This is a genomic window from Hymenobacter ginkgonis, assembly GCF_009755225.1.
Taxonomy (GTDB): domain Bacteria; phylum Bacteroidota; class Bacteroidia; order Cytophagales; family Hymenobacteraceae; genus Hymenobacter; species Hymenobacter ginkgonis.
Genome location: NZ_WQKZ01000001.1, coordinates 1227026 through 1243684 on the forward strand (window position 1 = coordinate 1227026; position 16659 = coordinate 1243684).

Consider the following 16659-nt stretch of genomic DNA (forward strand, 5'->3'; position numbering starts at 1 on the left):
CGTTATACTTAGCTTATGTTTAGTAAATTCATTCGCCGGCCAGTGTTTGCCATCGTTATCTCGGTGGTCATTCTGTTTATGGGCATGCTGGCCATCAAGACCCTGCCCACGTCTCAGTTTCCGGAGATTTCGCCGCCCATCGTGATGGTGAGCTGCGCCTACCCCGGCGCCAGCGCCAAGGTGCTCACCGAGTCGGTGCTCATTCCGCTGGAACAGGCCGTGAACGGCGTGCCGGGCATGAAATACATGACTTCCGACGCCGTGAGCGCCGGCGAGGCCAACATCCAAGTGGTTTTCAACCTGGGCACCGACCCCGAGCAGGCGGTGGTAAACGTGAACACCCGCATTGCGCAGGTAGTAAACCGCCTGCCGGTGCTGGTGCAGCGCGAGGGCCTCATCGTGAACCGCGTGGTGCCGAACATGCTGATGTACGTCAACCTGTTCAGCAAGGACAAGCACACCGACATGAAGTACCTGTTCAACTTCGCCGGCGTGAACCTGCTGCCCGAGTTGCAGCGCATTGGGGGCATTGGGCGGGCCAGCATCCTGGGTAGCCGGCAGTACGCCATGCGTATCTGGCTGAAGCCCGACCGCATGCGGGCCTACAACATCTCGGTGGATGACGTGATGAAGTCCTTGGACGAGCAGAGCGTAATTGGCTCGCCGGGCCGTATCGGCCGCTCAGATGGCCAGCGCGCCGAAGCCTTGGAATACGTGCTCACCTACCAGGGCCGCTTCAACGACGTGGAGCAATATAAAAACGTCATCCTCAAGGCCAACCCCAGCGGCGAGATGCTGCGCCTAAAAGACGTGGCCAACGTGGAGCTGGGTAGCGAGTTCTACGACATCTACTCTAACCTGAACGCGGACCCATCGGCCGCTATCGTGCTGAAGCAGACCTATGGCAGCAACGCCAGCGACGTGATTAAGGACGTGAAAGCCAAGCTGGAGGAGATGAAGAAAACATCCTTCCCGCCCGGCATGGACTACAAAATCAGCTACGACGTGTCGAACTTCCTCGACGCCTCGATTGAGAACGTAGTCGATACGCTGCGCGATGCCTTCATTCTGGTGGCGCTGGTGGTATTCCTGTTCCTCGGCGACTGGCGCTCGACGCTCATTCCGGCGCTCGCCGTGCCGGTGTCGCTGGTGGGCTCGTTCATGGCCATGCAGGCGTTCGGGCTGACCATCAACATGATTACGCTCTTTGCATTGGTGCTCTCCATTGGTATCGTAGTCGATGACGCCATTGTGGTGGTCGAGGCCGTGCACGCCAAAATGGAGGAAGAACACCTCTCGCCCTACAACGCGGTGCGTAAGGTGCTGGGCGAAATCAGCGGGGCCATTATCGCCATCACCATCCTGATGACGGCCGTATTCGTGCCAGTATCCTTCATGAGCGGTCCGGTGGGCATTTTCTACCGCCAGTTCTCCATCACCATGGCCACGGCCATTGTTATTTCTGGCCTGGTGGCGCTTACCCTTACCCCGGTACTGTGCGCCATGATTCTGAAAAACAATCACGGCCACGCCAAGAAGAAGACGCCTATTCAGCGTTTCTTCGACGCCTTCAACCGGGGCTTTGAGAAGCTGACGGGCCGCTACACCAACATTCTGGAAAAGATTGTGGACCGCCGCTTGGTTACCCTGGTGCTCCTGCTAGCCTTCGGACTGGGCATCTTCGGCATCTCGGCCAAGTTACCCTCGGGCTTTATTCCGAGCGAAGACCAGGGCCTGATTTACGCCATTATTCAGACGCCGCCCGGCTCGACGCTGGAGCGCACCAACGCCATCGCGCAGCGCCTCTCGGCCCTGGCGAAGGACGTGCCCGGCATCGAAAATATTTCGACCCTGGCGGGCTACGAGGTACTCACGGAGGGTAGGGGCTCCAACGCCGGTACCTGTCTGATTGACCTCAAGCCGTGGAGCGAGCGCAAGCACCAGCCCGTAGCCAAAATCATCGCGGCGCTGGAGAAAAAAGCCCAGGAAATTCCGGGCGCGACCATCGAATTCTTCGAGCCACCAGCAGTACCGGGCTACGGCGCGGCGGGCGGCTTCCAGCTCCAGTTGCTGGATAAAACCGGCACCGGCGACTACAAAGCGCTAGAAAAAGTGAACGAAGAATTCATGACCCAGCTCAAAAAGCGCAAGGAGCTAGCCGGCCTATTTACCTTCTTCTCGGCCGATTATCCGCAGTACGAGCTGAAGATTGACAACGACCTGGCGATGCAGAAAGGCATCACCATCGGCAACGCCATGAACACGCTCAGCATTATGGTGGGTAGTACCTACGAGTTGGGCTTCATCAAATACCAGCGCTTCTTTAAGGTGTACGTGCAGGCCTCACCCGAATACCGCCGCTTGCCCGAAGACATCCTAAACATGTGGGCCAAAAATGACAAGGGCGAAATGGTGCCGTTCTCGGCCTTCATGAAAATTGTGAAGTCGCAGGGGCCGAACGAGATTAACCGCTACAACATGTACACCACGGCCTCCATCCGCGGCGGCGCGGCCGAGGGCTACAGCAGCGGCGAGGCCATTAAAGCAGTGCAGGAAGTGGCGGCCAAAACCCTACCCCGCGGCTACGACATCGACTGGGGTGGCTTGTCGAAAGACGAGGTAGGCCGCGGCAACGAAGCCGTCGTGATTTTCCTCGTCGTGCTGGCCTTCGTGTACTTCGTGCTCGCGGCGCAGTACGAAAGCTTCCTGTTGCCTTTCTCGGTAATCCTTTCGCTACCAGCGGGCATCTTTGGGTCGTTCCTGCTGCTCAAAGTACTGGGCCTGGCCAACGACATTTACGCCCAGGTAGGGCTCGTGATGCTGGTGGGTTTGCTGGGTAAAAACGCCGTGCTGATTGTCGAGTTTGCGGTGCAGGAGCACGAGCACGGCATGTCGGTGCGCGACGCGGCCATTGCCGGGGCTAAGGCCCGTTTCCGCCCGATTCTGATGACCTCCTTTGCCTTCATTGCGGGGTTGATTCCGCTGGTGCTGGCCACCGGCGCCGGGGCTATCGGCAACCGGACCATCGGCACGGCGGCCTTGGGCGGTATGCTGTTCGGCACCGTGTTTGGGGTAATTATCGTCCCGGGCTTGTACTACATCTTCGGCAGCATGGCCGAAGGGCGCAAGCTGATTCAGGATGAAAACGAATACCCGATAAGCGAAGGCGTTGAGCCTCGCGTTGTACTCGAAGAAATGGAGCCTTATGCTTAAGAGACGCCTCTATCAATGCCTGGGCACGGCCTGCCTGGCGCTAGCGGCTGCGGCCTGTAAAATGCCCCAGCTAGCGGTGCGCAACGTGAGCCGCAGCCTACCTGCCACTTACAACAACAACCCCCAGGATACCACCAGCACGGCCAAGGTGCGGTGGCAGGAATTCTTCACCGATTCTAACCTAAAAGCCTTAATTGACAGCGCCCTGCAACGCAACCAGGAGCTGAATATCACGCAGCAGGAACTCCAGATTGCCCGCAACGAGATTCAGGCCCGCAAGGGCGAGTACCTGCCTTCGGTGAGTTTGGGTGCCCGCGGGGCGCTCGACCGGACCAGCCGCTACACCATTCAGGGTGCCACGGAGGAGCAAATCAATATCCGGCCCGACCGCGCCAACCCCGACCCGCTGGGTGATTTGCAGCTGGGTGCATTTGCGAGCTGGGAGGTCGATATCTGGCACAAGCTCCGCAACGCCCGCAAGTCGGCGGCTACCCGGTACCTGGCTTCTGTAGAGGGCCGAAACTTCATGGTGACGAACCTGATTGCCGAGATTGCCACGTCGTACTACGAGCTGCTGGCCCTGGATAATCAGCTGGCCATTGTGCGGCAGAATATTGAGATTCAGAATAATGCGCTCTCGGTAGTACGGCAGGAGAAGGAATCGGCCCGGGTAACCGAGCTGGCCGTCAAGCGCTTCGAGGCCCAGGTGCAGAACACCACTGCCCGGCAGTACGCCATTCTGCAGCGCATCACCGAGACCGAGAACCGGATTAACTTTCTATCGGGTCGGTTTCCGCAGCCGGTGGCCCGCGACGACCAGTCGTTTAATGGCTTAGTACCGCAGGCCATGCAGGCCGGGGTGCCCGCGCAGCTGCTGAGCAACCGCCCCGATATCCGGCAGGCCGAACAAAACCTAGTGGCCGCCAAGCTGGATGTGCAGGTGGCGCGCGCCAACTTCTACCCCTCCTTGGGCCTCGACGCGGGGGTAGGCTTTGAGGCGTTCAAGCCCGGCCTGCTGTTCACTAGTCCCGGCGCCATGCTGTATTCAATAGCCGGCGATTTATCGGCCCCGCTCATCAACCGCAATGGCATAAAGGCCTTGTATGCCACGGCCAACGCCCTGCAATTGCAGGCCGTTTACAACTACGAAAAGACGGTGCTGAATGCGTATATCGAGGTAGCCAACCAGCTTTCCAACATCAACAACCTGCAGAAAGGGTACGATGCCAAATTGAAGGAAGTGCAGGCGCTTAACCAGTCCGTTCGGATTTCGAACAGCCTCTTCAAATCGGTGCGCGCCGATTATACAGAAGTACTGTTCACCCAACGCGACGCCCTGGACTCGAAATTTGACCTCATCGAAACCAAGACGCAGCAGCTAAATGCCACGGTCAATGTGTACCGGGCATTGGGTGGCGGCTGGAATTAAGGGCCGCTTAGGCGCAACGAAAAAAGGCCTGGGCTGTATTGCCCGGGCCTTTTTTCGTTGCGCTTGGTTTGGGCTTTTTAAAACGATTTTTGCCCGCTGGCGCCTACCCCCTCGCCCCTGACCGAAGCAGCAGAGCGGGCCGAAAAACCTCACCTTCGCCTGGTAAAGTGCCCGCTGTGATGCCGCCCTGTACCAGCTGTTTTTGGGTGCCCGCGCGGCCGAAGGGGGGTAGGGCTTGCCGGCGGGTAGCCTGGGTCTGCTGCACGCATACTTACTTTTCGTCTTTGGAATTCTTCACGCCCTGCCTTTATGGCTACTAAGCTTCCCGACATTCGTGCCCTGCTGGCGGCCCTCAAACTAGCCATAGGCGGTGGCTTCTTAACGCGTGACACGCGCCTCAGCGCCGTGCCGCTGGCGCCGGCAAATCCCCCGCTGCCCGTACGCGAGGGGCCCACGGTGTTCAACTACACCGAATCGGCCGCCCCCGGCGATGTGGTGCAGGTGCAGGGCAGCTTCAGCAATACGGCCAAGTTTCTGCTCACTTCGCCCGCCCAAACGACGCCCTTGCCGCTGGTAGCTTTCATCACCTACGAAGGCCACACAATGGTGCAGCTGCCGGCGTCCTTGGCCCTGGACTGCTACCGCATCACGGTTAGTGATTTGGGGCAGGTATCGGCCCCGTTCTACGTCAACCGCCCTACTTCGCTCTGGAGCAACTGCCCCGAGTTTTACGTGGGCGGCACCCACGAACTGCACGGCGCCAACCTGAAAATTGGCGCCGCAACCCCGCAAATTTTCCTTGCCCCCACCGATGGCACGGCCGCGCCCGTAGCGGCTACGGTTATTACTGCGGGTACCTACGCGCCCACGTCGCTCTACCTCAAATACACCGTGCCGGCGGGGCTCGTAGCGGGCAAAACCTACCACGTGAGCGTGGCCAACGGCACCAACAACGGCGAGCGCGTGTCGCTCGACGAGCCCATTACCTGCTTACCCCCCGGCCCCGACTTTTTCGGCGTAGGCGACCGCATCCCCTCGGCCACCAAGTACACCTACGGCGGCAACGTGTACCAGCTTGGCCCCGGCGTGCGCGACGCGCGCCTACCCCCGGCCGCCACCGTGGCCGGCAACGGCACCACCGACGACACCGCCGCCCTCCAGGCGGCGCTCAGCTATGCGGGCCGGGCCGTGGTGAACGGCGTGCCCGGTGGCGTAATCGAGCTGCAAGCCGGCACGTACCTGGTAACGGAAGTTGCTATCCCAAGCCACGTGGCCTTGAAATGGGCCACGGGCGCCCTGCTAACCATGCCCGCCACCGGCGGCAACGGGCGGGTGGTGCTGCACTCGCGCAATACGGTGCGGGCGGCCCTCCTCAACCCGCAGATTGCTAACCCGGCCACGAGTTCTACCAGCACAGCCGACCAGTGGTTCCCGTTTTTTTTGGCGGGTACTACCGAGTTCCTGGTAGTTGGCGGCAACCTGGCCCTGAACGAAGGCACCTGGTTTAATGCGCAGGGCACCACCCGCTTCTACTGGGTGGGCGGCACCATCAGCCAGGGCGCAGCCGTGAATGCCTCGCCCCGCCGCGGGCCGGCCACCTTCCACAAGAGCCAGCGCTTCATTGTCGACGGGCTTACCATCAACTCGACCATCGACGCCATGGATTTTACCTTTGGCTCGGGCGTGGTGCAAAACTGCCTGATGACCTGGGACGGGGGCTTGGGCAACCGGCAGGGGGTAGTCAATCACTTCTTCGCCATTGGCGGCTCCGTAAACATTGCCGTGCGGCGCAATACGCTTAAAGCCACCTACTCGCCGGCCTACCCCAAAACGCTCGACATCACCTACCACAAGGTAGATGGCACCCCCGCCAACGACGGGGAGGGCATCATTGCTGAGCGCCCCGGCGGAGCCGAAACCGACAACCTGTGCGGCGCGCTAGTGCTGGCCACCGCCACCACGGCTACGCTGCTTTCGGTGGCGGGCCTCACGCTGCCCTTCCCGGTGCATATCCAGAGCGGCGCGGCCCGCGGGCAGGTGCGCACCGCCCTTTCGGCGAGCGGCAACACGCTCACGCTCGACCGGGCCTGGGACTTAATTCCGCTGCCCGGCAGCTTTTATTCGACCTGCCCCTGGACGCTCGACAACGCCAATATTGAGTACAACATCCTGCATAACCTCAAGCGCGCCATGCTCTTTTACTTCGGCACCACGCGCTTTCTGCGGGTGCTCCACAACACCTGCCTGCGAAGCGGCGCCATCGACGTGGCCCCCCGCTACGCCCGCCTGGGCTCGGCCGCCGACAGCCCCATTAAGGTCAACGCCATGTACAACACCTACCTCACCGACAACGTGGTGGACGGCCAGGGCGACACCACCAACGGCGCCGGTATCCTCTACCACCCGCTCGACTACGTGCAGGCCCTGCCCGTGGCCACCCTGAGCTACAACGCCCACATCTTGCGCAACACGGTGCGCTCGAACGCGAACACCCAGCAAGTCACCATCGACGCCGTGCTGCCCTCGGGTATTTGGGCGGGCGTGCAGTACCAGAGCGGCGCCGAGCACTACAACGACCAGTTGGCCATTCCCTTAGCCCTCGGCATGCTGGTCAAGGACAACAGCACTACCAATTGCAACTACGGCGTGCTCACCAGCACCGGCACCAGCAATGTGCTGGTGCTGAACCAGAAAAACGCCGGCAATGCGGCCAACGTGGTAAGCCAAACCTTCGACAGGGCCGTGCGCGCAGCCGTGAACTTCGTGGAAATCAATACAGTAAACCCGTAAGCTTCGTCGTCGCCACCGGCGCCGCTGCTGCCCCAGGTACGAGGGCAAGTATAGCGCTAAGCAGCAAGAAGTAAGCAGCTTAGCTGGTGTGCTGCCGGCCCGCCAAAACCACCAGAAAATCCTGCTGGGTGCTCAGGAAGCTGCTGCGGTAAAACTCCGCCAAGCCCGGCAAGGGGGGGGAGGGAGATGAGCCTGGCCGAATAGCTGCTGGCCACCGGCTGCGCGCGGCCTCGGCCCCACCAGTGGGGGTAGCAAAAAAGCCGGAAAAAGTGGAGTTGAGGCAGCCAGCACAGGCGGTACTTTAAGAGCTGAGCGCTTATGGCTGGCAGGTATGCAGGGGCCACCGCAAAGAAGCACAGCTAACGTAAAGCAGCCGGGCTTTTGTGCGCTGGCTCTTACTGATTAAAAGCCAAATCCCGCAACAATATCAACGGCGGCTTCCTTGTTCTTGTCTCTGTATATACTCACTCCGCCGTACACTTTTAGGGGTGCCTTTGGGGCCGTCACGAAAGCGCCAACCCCGGGGATAAAGTACCCATTGTCTCCCAGCGCGGAGCGGGTGAATACGTTGAACGCAACGGACGCTTTGCGTGGGGCAGCCAGCAAAAAAGGATAAAAAACAAAGTCCGAGTTTAGCGTAGCTTGGGTCGTTTCCTCGTAGGTGCCACGCAAGCCGCTGCGGGTAACAGTGGTAGTGCGCTGGGTAAGGCCATCCGGCGACGTAATGGTGCGCGTTTCTTCGACCTGGATTTTGTCCAGGTCGTTGATATTATTAACCCGCTTGATGCCAGGGGCCAGCCCCAGCAGCATAGGAATCCGGTTCGATTTGAATTCCAGGTTGTACGCAAGCTGTACGCCGTAGCCGTCAAAAACCTTCCGGGAGAACTGGTCGGCGTAAGCATTAGTAGGCGTATACAAGGTCGAGCTGTTTCGGGAGTACGTTACTTGTAGCGTCAGCCAGTCGTAATCAAGGCTTTTTAAGTGTGTGGGCCCGGTGTCTGCTTCAGCGCCGGCTACAATGCCAGGTATTTCTTTTGCGGAGGGCTGGTGGCTGAGTAGATTGGCCACCCCAAACGAAAATGTGGCCTGCGTACCCGCCGTCACCCTATTGTTACTAAATAAGGAGGCTAGGTTATCACTGGGTCTGCCCTGTACCTCGAACCCGTAGAGCGTTCCTCCGTGTACCTGCTTGGTGTTGTTTTGCTGGCGAATTTTAGCGGCGTGCTTATCCTTGTTGTTTACTACGTAGCCGACTCGAAACAAGGCTTCTTCCAGACTTGCCTGTACCAGCCCACCAGTGTTGAGAACGATGCTCCCGTCCGATTTGGCGGTTCGGAAGGGGGTTTGCGCCCAGGCGGCGCGTACTGGCATGGCCAAAATTGCTGCTAGGAAGAGGCCAGTGACGACCAGCGTAAGTTGCTTATGCATCGGACCTAGCTTATGTTTTGACTGAAGTTGACCTTGCCACTGTCCCGGCCTGTGTATTGGCTATCCGTGAGGCCCTCGCGTTCGTATCGCGGGCCCTGCTGGCCCTGCTCCGTCAGGGTTAGCTTCCAAGACGTTGCCGGAAAGGCATTGACTACGAACCCGAAATCCAAGGTGCCATCCGCCTCCGTCCGAACCGCCACTTCCTTCTGGGTTTCGTCGCCTAGCATCGTGTGTACCTGGGTGTTGGGTTTAGTGCCAGAAGTCAACACCGCCCAATTAAGCGTGCCCCCGTCAGCAGCTGCCAGGCGAGCAATAATTGTTTTCTGTTCCATAGGTATTTCGCAGGTAGTGGTTGATGAGTGGGCGCGGCGAGTTAAGTGGTTAGGCTGGAGGCTAAGACTGCTTGGTGCGCAGCTGCTTGCTTCCCAGGCGAGTGGCGACTGTTGGCTAACTGGCACAGCGTATCTAAACCAGAAGAGAGTGCAGCAGGAGCGCGCTACGGCCAAGCAGCCAGCCTATTCTCCCGCTTTCTGGAGCCCACGCTGGCACCTAAAACTGCCAGGGAGGTCCTTGCTACAGTTCCTGGTAAGGGTCGTACCCAGCCACCGGGTACCATTCGCCCCGAAACAAGGCGGCTTGCCGCCCCACGGTGCACCACTGCACGTGGTCGGCGTCCACGAAGGAATGGGGCGTTTGCGGATAGCCCCAGTTGCCCCCCCAGATGAGCTGATGGGCGCGGGCCAACTGCCCCAAAAAGTTAAAGTCGCCCTTCCACGACGGCTCACCGCCCCGCGAATACACGATGTCGGCCGCCAGGCCATAGTGGTGCACCCCCACCAGCTTAAGCTTGGAAGCGCCCTCATCAAACAGCTGCTGCTGCCGGGCCGAGCTGCGGTAGGTTTCAAAGACAAGCAGCTTGATGTTGTGCGAAGCCGCATCATCCAAAATGGCCTGCACCTTCGCGCGGAAAGTGGGCTCAAGCAAGTCCAGGCTGTCCACGCGCTTGGGGCTGTTGAAGAGCTTATGCTTCTTCAGAACATCTTCGTAAAAAGTAGTCATGGCAAAAAAGCAGTAAGTGAAAAGGGTTTTTTATCGCACTAATTCAACTTAGTTCAAATGCAAGGTGCCAGTAGTTCTGCTTCAAGCCCAGCGCTAGCGAGCCAAAAAGGAGCTCGGTGCCCCCGGCACATCGCGCAGGTCGAAGGACAGGATGGTGGCGCCCGCATCCAGCATCGCAATCAGGGTAAAGCACCCCACCGAAAAAAAACGTAGGATGGCCTCGCCCTCATCTAGCGGTACGGTCAATGCCCGCTGCTCGTAAGTGGGATGCAGCAAAAAGACCACGTCGCCGCTGGGAAGCGGCTCGCGGGCGCACCGCACCGTTGCCCGTAGGTCTAGGCCACCCCGCAGGGTAGCCACAATGCCGACTTGCAGGGTGCAGCCATTTTTGGCCGGCCCCGGATTGCCAAAAATGTCCCCCGTGGGGTTGCTGTCAAAGCGCCTCGGCGCGCGCATGAAGCGCTGAAAGCGCGTGTACCACTGCTCGGCGGCCGTTGGCTCGGTTGCCGGGGGGGTAGGGGGAAGTTGGGCGTTGGCGCGCGGTGCTACCAGCGCCGCCGGCTCCTGGCTCGGCTGATTTTCTCCTGGGTTAACCTGGCCGGCGGTAGCCCCGGTAGCCGGTAGCGCAGTAGGCGTGGCAGCGCTGCCCGATGACGTTGACGTAGCCGCAGTTGTTGGCTCGCTGGCTGGTAGGGTGTCGTCGCCACTAGGGAGGGGGGTAGCAAAGGCGGTGCCGCCACCCGTGGGCAAAGACGAACGTGTGGCGGCGGCCGCCATATCGGAGGCGCCGGTGTAGTTGCTGCCAGTAGAAGGAAGCTTGTGGTCTGTGTCGTTGTCTTTGGCCTTCGCGCTATTCTCAAAATTCTTATTGGCCAAAAAGCCCGCGCTGCTGATAGAAATCAGGGCCAGGATGTCGCTGCCAAAATCGTAGAACGCCCAGCGGGTACTCACGTAGTACACGAAGTAGAGCCCGGCAATGAAGTTAAAGACCAGAAATTGTAGCCGCGCTAAGCTTACGCCGGCATTTTCGGTCAGCACATCGGCCCACCAGCCTCGGCTTTCCTGCGCGTTGCTCTTCTGCTTGGTCAAGGGGTCCGTAGCATCTGCCTGCGACCGATTGAGCAGTTGGCTAAATACCCCATTGGCTACGCTGATGCCCAATAACCCTAATAAACCCGTCGGAATAGCGGGCAAAGCGGTTGTTACTACCGTAATCATCAGGTAAGCCCCGCTGATGAGTAGCGTCCAAAAGGCCGTCTGCGTCTTCGCCAGGCTAAAGGGTACTTTCCGATAGAGCTTGCTGATACTCAGGGGGATTCTAACACTTTTGCCGGGCGGGAGCGCCCCCTCTGCAAAAGGAAGCAGCAGCGAACTGTCCGTGCGGATAAAGTCGCTGTGCCCAATCAGCCACCAGCACCCGGCCACCAGCATCCCCAGTGCAATAAAGCCCGCTCGCAGCCAAAATCGGTTAATCAACAATAAGTTAACCGGTCCATAAGCTTGGCCAAGCTGCCCGTCCACCAACCCGATATTGAAGCTGGTATTATGGCGGTCCAGTTTGTCGGCAATGCGGTAAAAACCTTGCCAGACGGGTTCCGTCGTGCTGTTGCGAACCAAACGGAAGCGTACGAGGGCCACGTTTCGCGCGCGCGTCGTATCCAGCTGCTCCGGCACCATCGGCAGCGGTACGTCGTTGATATAGAGGCGTAAGTCTTCTTTATGACGCTTGTAGCGCCGCAGCGCCAAGCGCAAGTCGCGCACGAAGAGCACGGCCTCGTCATTCAGCCTGAACGCAACGGTGTCATGCTGATAAGCGGCCAGCGGGTAAGGCTCCTTTAGGGTAAAGTAAAAGTCGAAGGGCTTAGCGCTTTTCCGCAGGTCGTCAGTCAACGCATTATGCACAAACAGCACAGCCACGCGGAGCGGGCGCTGTCGGTCATAAGCCTCCAGGCTATCCTGTAGGGGGCGGAGGGCTTTGGGGGGGGCAGCAGCGCCGCTGCTTTGCGCGTTGGCTTTCAAGGCTGCGCGTGCCGCCAATGTATCAGCCCGCACAGCAGCCTGTGCGTGCCCTTGGTATCCTCCCAACCCGCGCAAAAGCAGGGCCACCACCCAAGCTTTAAGTAGAGCTGACCTTTGCATAAAGCTTGGGTGCGAGGATTCCTTAGGAAGACCAGTTAAGAGGTAGTATAAGCAAAAAGCAACCTGCTACCTGGCCTGACGTAGCCCTGCAGCAAGCCTTAAGAGAACTACACTAACCGCCTGCTGGTGAGCAGCTATGCAAAGCTGCTACTATTCCGTTGGCAACGCTTCAGTGCTACCACTGAATTATATGTATGGACCCATTTGAATAGTATGGTCTAAGCGTGGCCTTGAGGCGCTGCCAACGGAATAGTAGCCCCTTGGCTATAGTGACTAAACAAGAGGTTCAAAACCAGGAGCCCTATTCCCGCACCAGGCGGGTACGCAGCACTTGGCCATCCAACTCTGCCGACAGCAGATACATGCCGCTGGGCTGCGTCAGGCCAAAGCTAGCCGGTAGCTGATTGTCACCAGCTTGCACTTGCACGGGCAACTGGCTGACTAGGCGGCCCAACGCGTCGTGCACGGTCACCAGAGTAGTTTGGGCCCGCGCGGCCCGCAGGTGCACCGTGTAGGCGTCGTGGGCGGGGTTAGGCCACGCTGCAAAAGCGGGGCCTTCACTGCCCGCAAAATGCACTGTGCGCACGGGGGAGTAGGTAGCGGTGCCATCGGTATCCAGTTGCCGCAACCGGTAGTATAGCAGGCCGCCCCGGCGCGCGGCGTTTGCATCGGTGTAGCGGTAACTGTGGGGGGTAGTAGAACTGCCGTAGCCCGCTACAAACCCTATCTTCTGAAAAGCCGTCCCATCCAAGCTTGCTTCTACATCGAAGCCTTGGTTGTTCCGCTCCGAAGCCGTGACCCAGTCTAGTACGCCGTCACTTCCCCGGGCCTGCGCCGAAAATTCACTTAATTCAACCGGCAGGGGAGCCGTTAGGTCGGTGGCTGCAAAAACGCCGAAACCGTTTTGCGCGTTGGAGGTGAGGGTATTAACTCCGGTGTTTACACTGCCCTGTGAGGCGCTCCAAACGGTGCCATTTCGCTGCTGTAGGCGCAGGTTGGTTTCGAGGATGGCATTGGGCGACGTATTCCACTCACTTTCCTGATACGTGAAGCTGAGCGTGGCAGTGGGTAGAATGGTGTAATTGCTAGCCTGCGTTATCCAGTACCGGTCCAGGGTTTTGTTGGGGTCGCCTTGCAGGGCCGAAATACCTGTGGGTAGGGGCTGGTTGCTGGGTGGGGTAGGGTAGGTAGCGACGTCGAGGCTGCCCGCCGCACCCGCGCCCGCCGTGCTGATATCAAACGTGACGGGTAGCCTGGTCGTGCCCGTGCCCAAGGGCACCACGTAAGTCCCCGTACCGGCTCCAATCACCCACACGAAGCGCCCGTAGCCAGCCGTAGGCGTGGTCTCGCTCACTAGCTGCCCAGTGCTGCTGCTGATGGCAGTAGTGGCACCGTTGTTCAGCGTCAGCACCTTAGCATTGAGCTGCAACTGCTTGGTACCGAGCGTAAGCGTGCCCGCATTGTTGCCCACCGAGGCGTTGGCCGTGAGTTGCACGGGGCCAGTGGCGCCGCTCACGTCGAGGCTGTGAAAGGTGGTGGCGCTGCTACCCCCTAGCTGCTGCTGGGCGGTGCCTAGCAGCAGCACGGTGCCGGTGCCCGGCGTGAGCACGCCCGAGCCGGCGCTGTTATCCCAGTTGCCGGTGAAGGTGAGCGTGCCCGCGTTGTCGATGGTGCCGCCGGTGCCAATGCTTATATCGCCCACCACAGCTACCTGCGCGCCCGACTGAATGGAAATAACCGCGCCTTGGTTCGAGAGGGCCGTTTGGCCCAGGGCTGGTAAAGTAGACAGCGCCAGGCCGCAGAGGGGTACGAAGTGCTTCATGAAGGAGTATGGAGAGCAGAAAAGAAGTATTAATTACGCGGCGGGAAGATGCCTTGCAGCGCGATGCAGTAGTTAAGCGCCAGGTAAGGCTGCATGTTGCTGTGCGCCTGCCCGCTGCCCGGGCTGCCAGTAGGAGCCATGTTGCCGGTGCCGGTGGTGCCATATTGGGCCAGGCCCGACGCGTTGCTGGCTAGGTAGGCACCCTCGGGCGAGCCCACCGTGCCCAGGGCCGTGCTGTAGGCTAAAGTGTGCGTGTGAGCGGGGAGCTGGTCAGCCGTGAGCGTCTCGGCTTCGGTGCCCCCACTAGTTCCCAAATCATACAGGCTCAGGCCGGCTCCTTGGCCGGCGCCTATGGGTAGGCGGCCCCGCAGGTCGGGCAGTGCAAAGGTGGTTTGGCCATTGCCCCCGTAGGTGGTGCCTAGCAGCGAAAACAAGGCGGTGTTCTGGCTTAAGGGTATCAGCTGACCGTTGCAGAAGGCATAGCCTTTGGGAGGAAAGTTGCAAGCCAGCAGAATAATTTCGCCTAAGAAAACGTTTTGGCCCCCAGTGAGGGTATTCGCGGCGGCCGGCGTAGCGCGGCCAAGAAGGGCCTGCAGGGGGCCAGCCAGAAAGCTGCCCGCCACCAACCCAGAAAGGCGCTTGAGTAGGCTGCGGCGGGCCGGCTGCGGCCCCGCAGCCGGCCGTATGAGCGGAGAAAAAGATGACATAGCTAGTTTTGGCTTGGGAAGACGCCTTGCAGCGCAATAACGAAATTCATGCCCAGCACAGGCTGGATGTTGAGGTGACTCTGGCCGCCACCAACCGGCGACAGCGCGTCGGCCATGGTTACGTTGGCCGCGTTGCTGTACTGGGCCGAGCCGCCGCCGTTGTCGGCCAGGTAGTTGCGTACGCTAGGTGGTCCCGTGGTACCCGCCACGCTCGTGGTGCCGGTGGCTGTGCTGGCCTGAACGCTATGAGTATGTGCTATTTGCGCGGTACTGAGCGCCACGGTCTCGGTTCCCGCCTTCTCGCCTAAATCGCGATTTGTCAACCCTGCCCCTTGGCCAAAGCACATCGGCACCCGGCCCCGCAGGTCGGGCAGCGCAAAGGTGGTTTGGCCATTGCCCCCGTAGGTGGTGCCTAGCAGCGCAAACAGGGCCTGGTTCTGGTTGATAGGCAAGAGTTGCCCATTGCAGAAGGCCCACCCCTTGGGGGGGAAGTTAAAGCTGACCAGCATGATTTCGCCGATAAAAGCATCCCCATTAAAGGGCGACCCCAGTGGGGAAGCCCTTTGTTGCCCAGCCCTGGCGGCGGCAGGTTGGCTTTTGCCTAGTACCAAGCCGGCGGCTACTAGCCCCCCCAGCTTCTTAAGCCAGCTGCGCCGCGAGGCCGGGGCTTCCGGTGAATTTGGTAAAAGTGTCATACAAGGTGCCCGGTTAGGTCTGCGATGGGAAAATCCCATAGAGTGAAATAATGTAGTTGATGGCCAAATAAGGCTGCATGTTGGCATGCGGCTGGTTGCCCCCGGTGCTGCCTAGGTTTTGGGTGGGCTGCGAGCCAATGCTGCTGTTATCCAGGGTGTACTGGGCCGAGCCAGCGCCGTTATCGGCCGGCACAGCCCCCAGCGGTGAGGCCGTAGTGCCCGGCAAGCTGCTGGCCGGCAGCGGGTGGGTGTGGGGGGGGAGCTGCGCTACCGTCAGCGTCACGCTCTCCACCCCGGTTTGCTGCCCCATTTGGTAGGTGCTCAGTCCAATACTCGTGCCGCCCGCCGCATGAACGGGAGCCCGGCCCTGCAGGTCGGGAAGATTGAAGTAATTCTCCCCATCGCCCCCGTAGGTAGTGCCAATGAGCTGAAACAGCGTTTCGTTTTCGCTGATGGCTAGCTGTTGCCCATTGCACAGCGCCCACCCCTGAGGGGCAAAATTGCCGGCAAAAATGGCCAGCTCCCCAACGTAGGGGGTTCCCCCTAGGGGGCGCATTGAAACCGCCCGAGGGGCCGAGGCCGCCGTGCCGGGCCGCAGCCAGCTATGCAAGCGCTGGAGCAGCGAGCGCCGCGCCGCCAGGCCGGCCTTGGCGCCGGCCGAAGAAGAAAATGTCATAAGAAAAGCGAAGCTCAGGATGAGAAAAGCCTACGACTCCCGGCGCCAGCCACTCGCGGTGTAAATGAATCGCGCCGCGTACTTAGGCAGTACATTGCCCGTGCCGCTGGCCGAAACCACCGGCAGGAACTGCGCATCGTTGTTGACGACGACCAACCGCTGGCCTTCAACGCCCGTGCCCAGCGTCACGGTGCCGTTAGCCGCAGTGTTGTTATTATCCGAGTACACAAACGTGGTAGCGGCGGGCACCAATGGGATATTCGTTGTAGGCGCGGGGGCCGTGGCCATGCTTTCCGTATTGAGCGTGCCTAGCGAGGCCCAGACGCTGCCGACACGCTGGTAGAGGCCCGGGGTATTGTCAGTCTGGTAAATCACCAAGCCTTCAGCAGGGCTACTGATGGCATCGCGCACGGTCTTGGTCATGCGGGGGGGTAGGAACCCTTTGGGCGTGGTCGTACCTGACGCCAGCTCTAGCACAGCCGAGGAATTGGGGGCCGCCACGCCGATACCAACGCTGCCGGTTTGGGCCGCTGCCGAGCCAGCCGCCAGCAATAGTCCCGCCAGCAGTTTCAATCGTAAAATATGGTCCATAAAAGAAAAACGAGAGTGAAGAATGAGTAAAAATGGTGGTTGATTGACGCGCTTGCCCGCGCAAAGCCTTTGCTAGGTATGGCATACACACCACGATATACTTAAGTAAA

Annotated in this window: 12 protein-coding genes; 3 read left to right on the plus strand and 9 right to left on the minus strand. The window is 59.9% G+C overall.

Going from position 1 to position 16659, the window contains the following annotated elements; all coding sequences use genetic code 11:
• Positions 1–15: 15 nt before the first annotated feature.
• The 3 genes from GO988_RS04885 (at position 16) to GO988_RS04895 (ending at position 7432) form a co-directional block, all read left to right on the plus strand.
• On the plus strand, positions 16–3213 hold the full coding sequence (locus GO988_RS04885; protein ID WP_157562378.1) for an efflux RND transporter permease subunit: 3198 nt from the start codon (positions 16–18) through the stop codon (positions 3211–3213).
• Positions 3206–4642 (plus strand): TolC family protein, encoded by a 1437-nt coding sequence (locus tag GO988_RS04890; RefSeq protein WP_157562379.1) that lies wholly within the window; start codon positions 3206–3208, stop codon positions 4640–4642. Before GO988_RS04885 ends, GO988_RS04890 begins: the two co-directional genes overlap by 8 nt.
• Before the next feature lie 309 nt (positions 4643–4951).
• A complete protein-coding gene (locus GO988_RS04895) occupies positions 4952–7432 on the plus strand; it encodes a hypothetical protein (RefSeq protein WP_157562380.1) in 2481 nt (826 codons plus the stop codon).
• A gap of 402 nt (positions 7433–7834) precedes the next feature.
• Here the strand turns inward: GO988_RS04895 and GO988_RS04900 are convergent, their stop codons facing one another.
• The 9 genes from GO988_RS04900 to GO988_RS04940 form a co-directional block, all read right to left on the minus strand.
• The gene (locus tag GO988_RS04900; protein ID WP_157562381.1) at positions 7835–8860 is read right to left on the minus strand and encodes a hypothetical protein; all 1026 of its coding nucleotides are present in this window, start codon (positions 8858–8860) and stop codon (positions 7835–7837) included.
• A 5-nt stretch (positions 8861–8865) separates the two neighbouring features.
• Positions 8866–9192 (minus strand): hypothetical protein, encoded by a 327-nt coding sequence (locus GO988_RS04905; RefSeq protein WP_157562382.1) that lies wholly within the window; start codon positions 9190–9192, stop codon positions 8866–8868.
• A 241-nt stretch (positions 9193–9433) separates the two neighbouring features.
• On the minus strand, positions 9434–9919 hold the full coding sequence (locus GO988_RS04910) for a M15 family metallopeptidase (protein WP_157562383.1): 486 nt from the start codon (positions 9917–9919) through the stop codon (positions 9434–9436).
• A 93-nt stretch (positions 9920–10012) separates the two neighbouring features.
• Positions 10013–11938, minus strand: a complete 1926-nt coding sequence (locus GO988_RS04915) for a RodZ family helix-turn-helix domain-containing protein (protein ID WP_157562384.1) — start codon at positions 11936–11938, stop codon at positions 10013–10015.
• A 421-nt stretch (positions 11939–12359) separates the two neighbouring features.
• The gene (locus GO988_RS04920; RefSeq protein ID WP_157562385.1) at positions 12360–13880 is read right to left on the minus strand and encodes a T9SS type A sorting domain-containing protein; all 1521 of its coding nucleotides are present in this window, start codon (positions 13878–13880) and stop codon (positions 12360–12362) included.
• A 29-nt stretch (positions 13881–13909) separates the two neighbouring features.
• Entirely contained in the window at positions 13910–14587 is a 678-nt protein-coding gene (locus GO988_RS04925; RefSeq protein ID WP_157562386.1) for a phage tail protein, read from the minus strand.
• 2 nt (positions 14588–14589) lie between these two features.
• Positions 14590–15282 (minus strand): phage tail protein, encoded by a 693-nt coding sequence (locus tag GO988_RS04930; RefSeq protein ID WP_317164787.1) that lies wholly within the window; start codon positions 15280–15282, stop codon positions 14590–14592.
• A gap of 13 nt (positions 15283–15295) precedes the next feature.
• Positions 15296–15958: a phage tail protein gene (locus tag GO988_RS04935; RefSeq protein ID WP_232341367.1), complete on the minus strand. Its 663-nt coding sequence runs from the start codon at positions 15956–15958 to the stop codon at positions 15296–15298.
• A gap of 30 nt (positions 15959–15988) precedes the next feature.
• Positions 15989–16549, minus strand: a complete 561-nt coding sequence (locus tag GO988_RS04940; RefSeq protein WP_157562387.1) for a hypothetical protein — start codon at positions 16547–16549, stop codon at positions 15989–15991.
• Positions 16550–16659 lie beyond the last annotated feature (110 nt).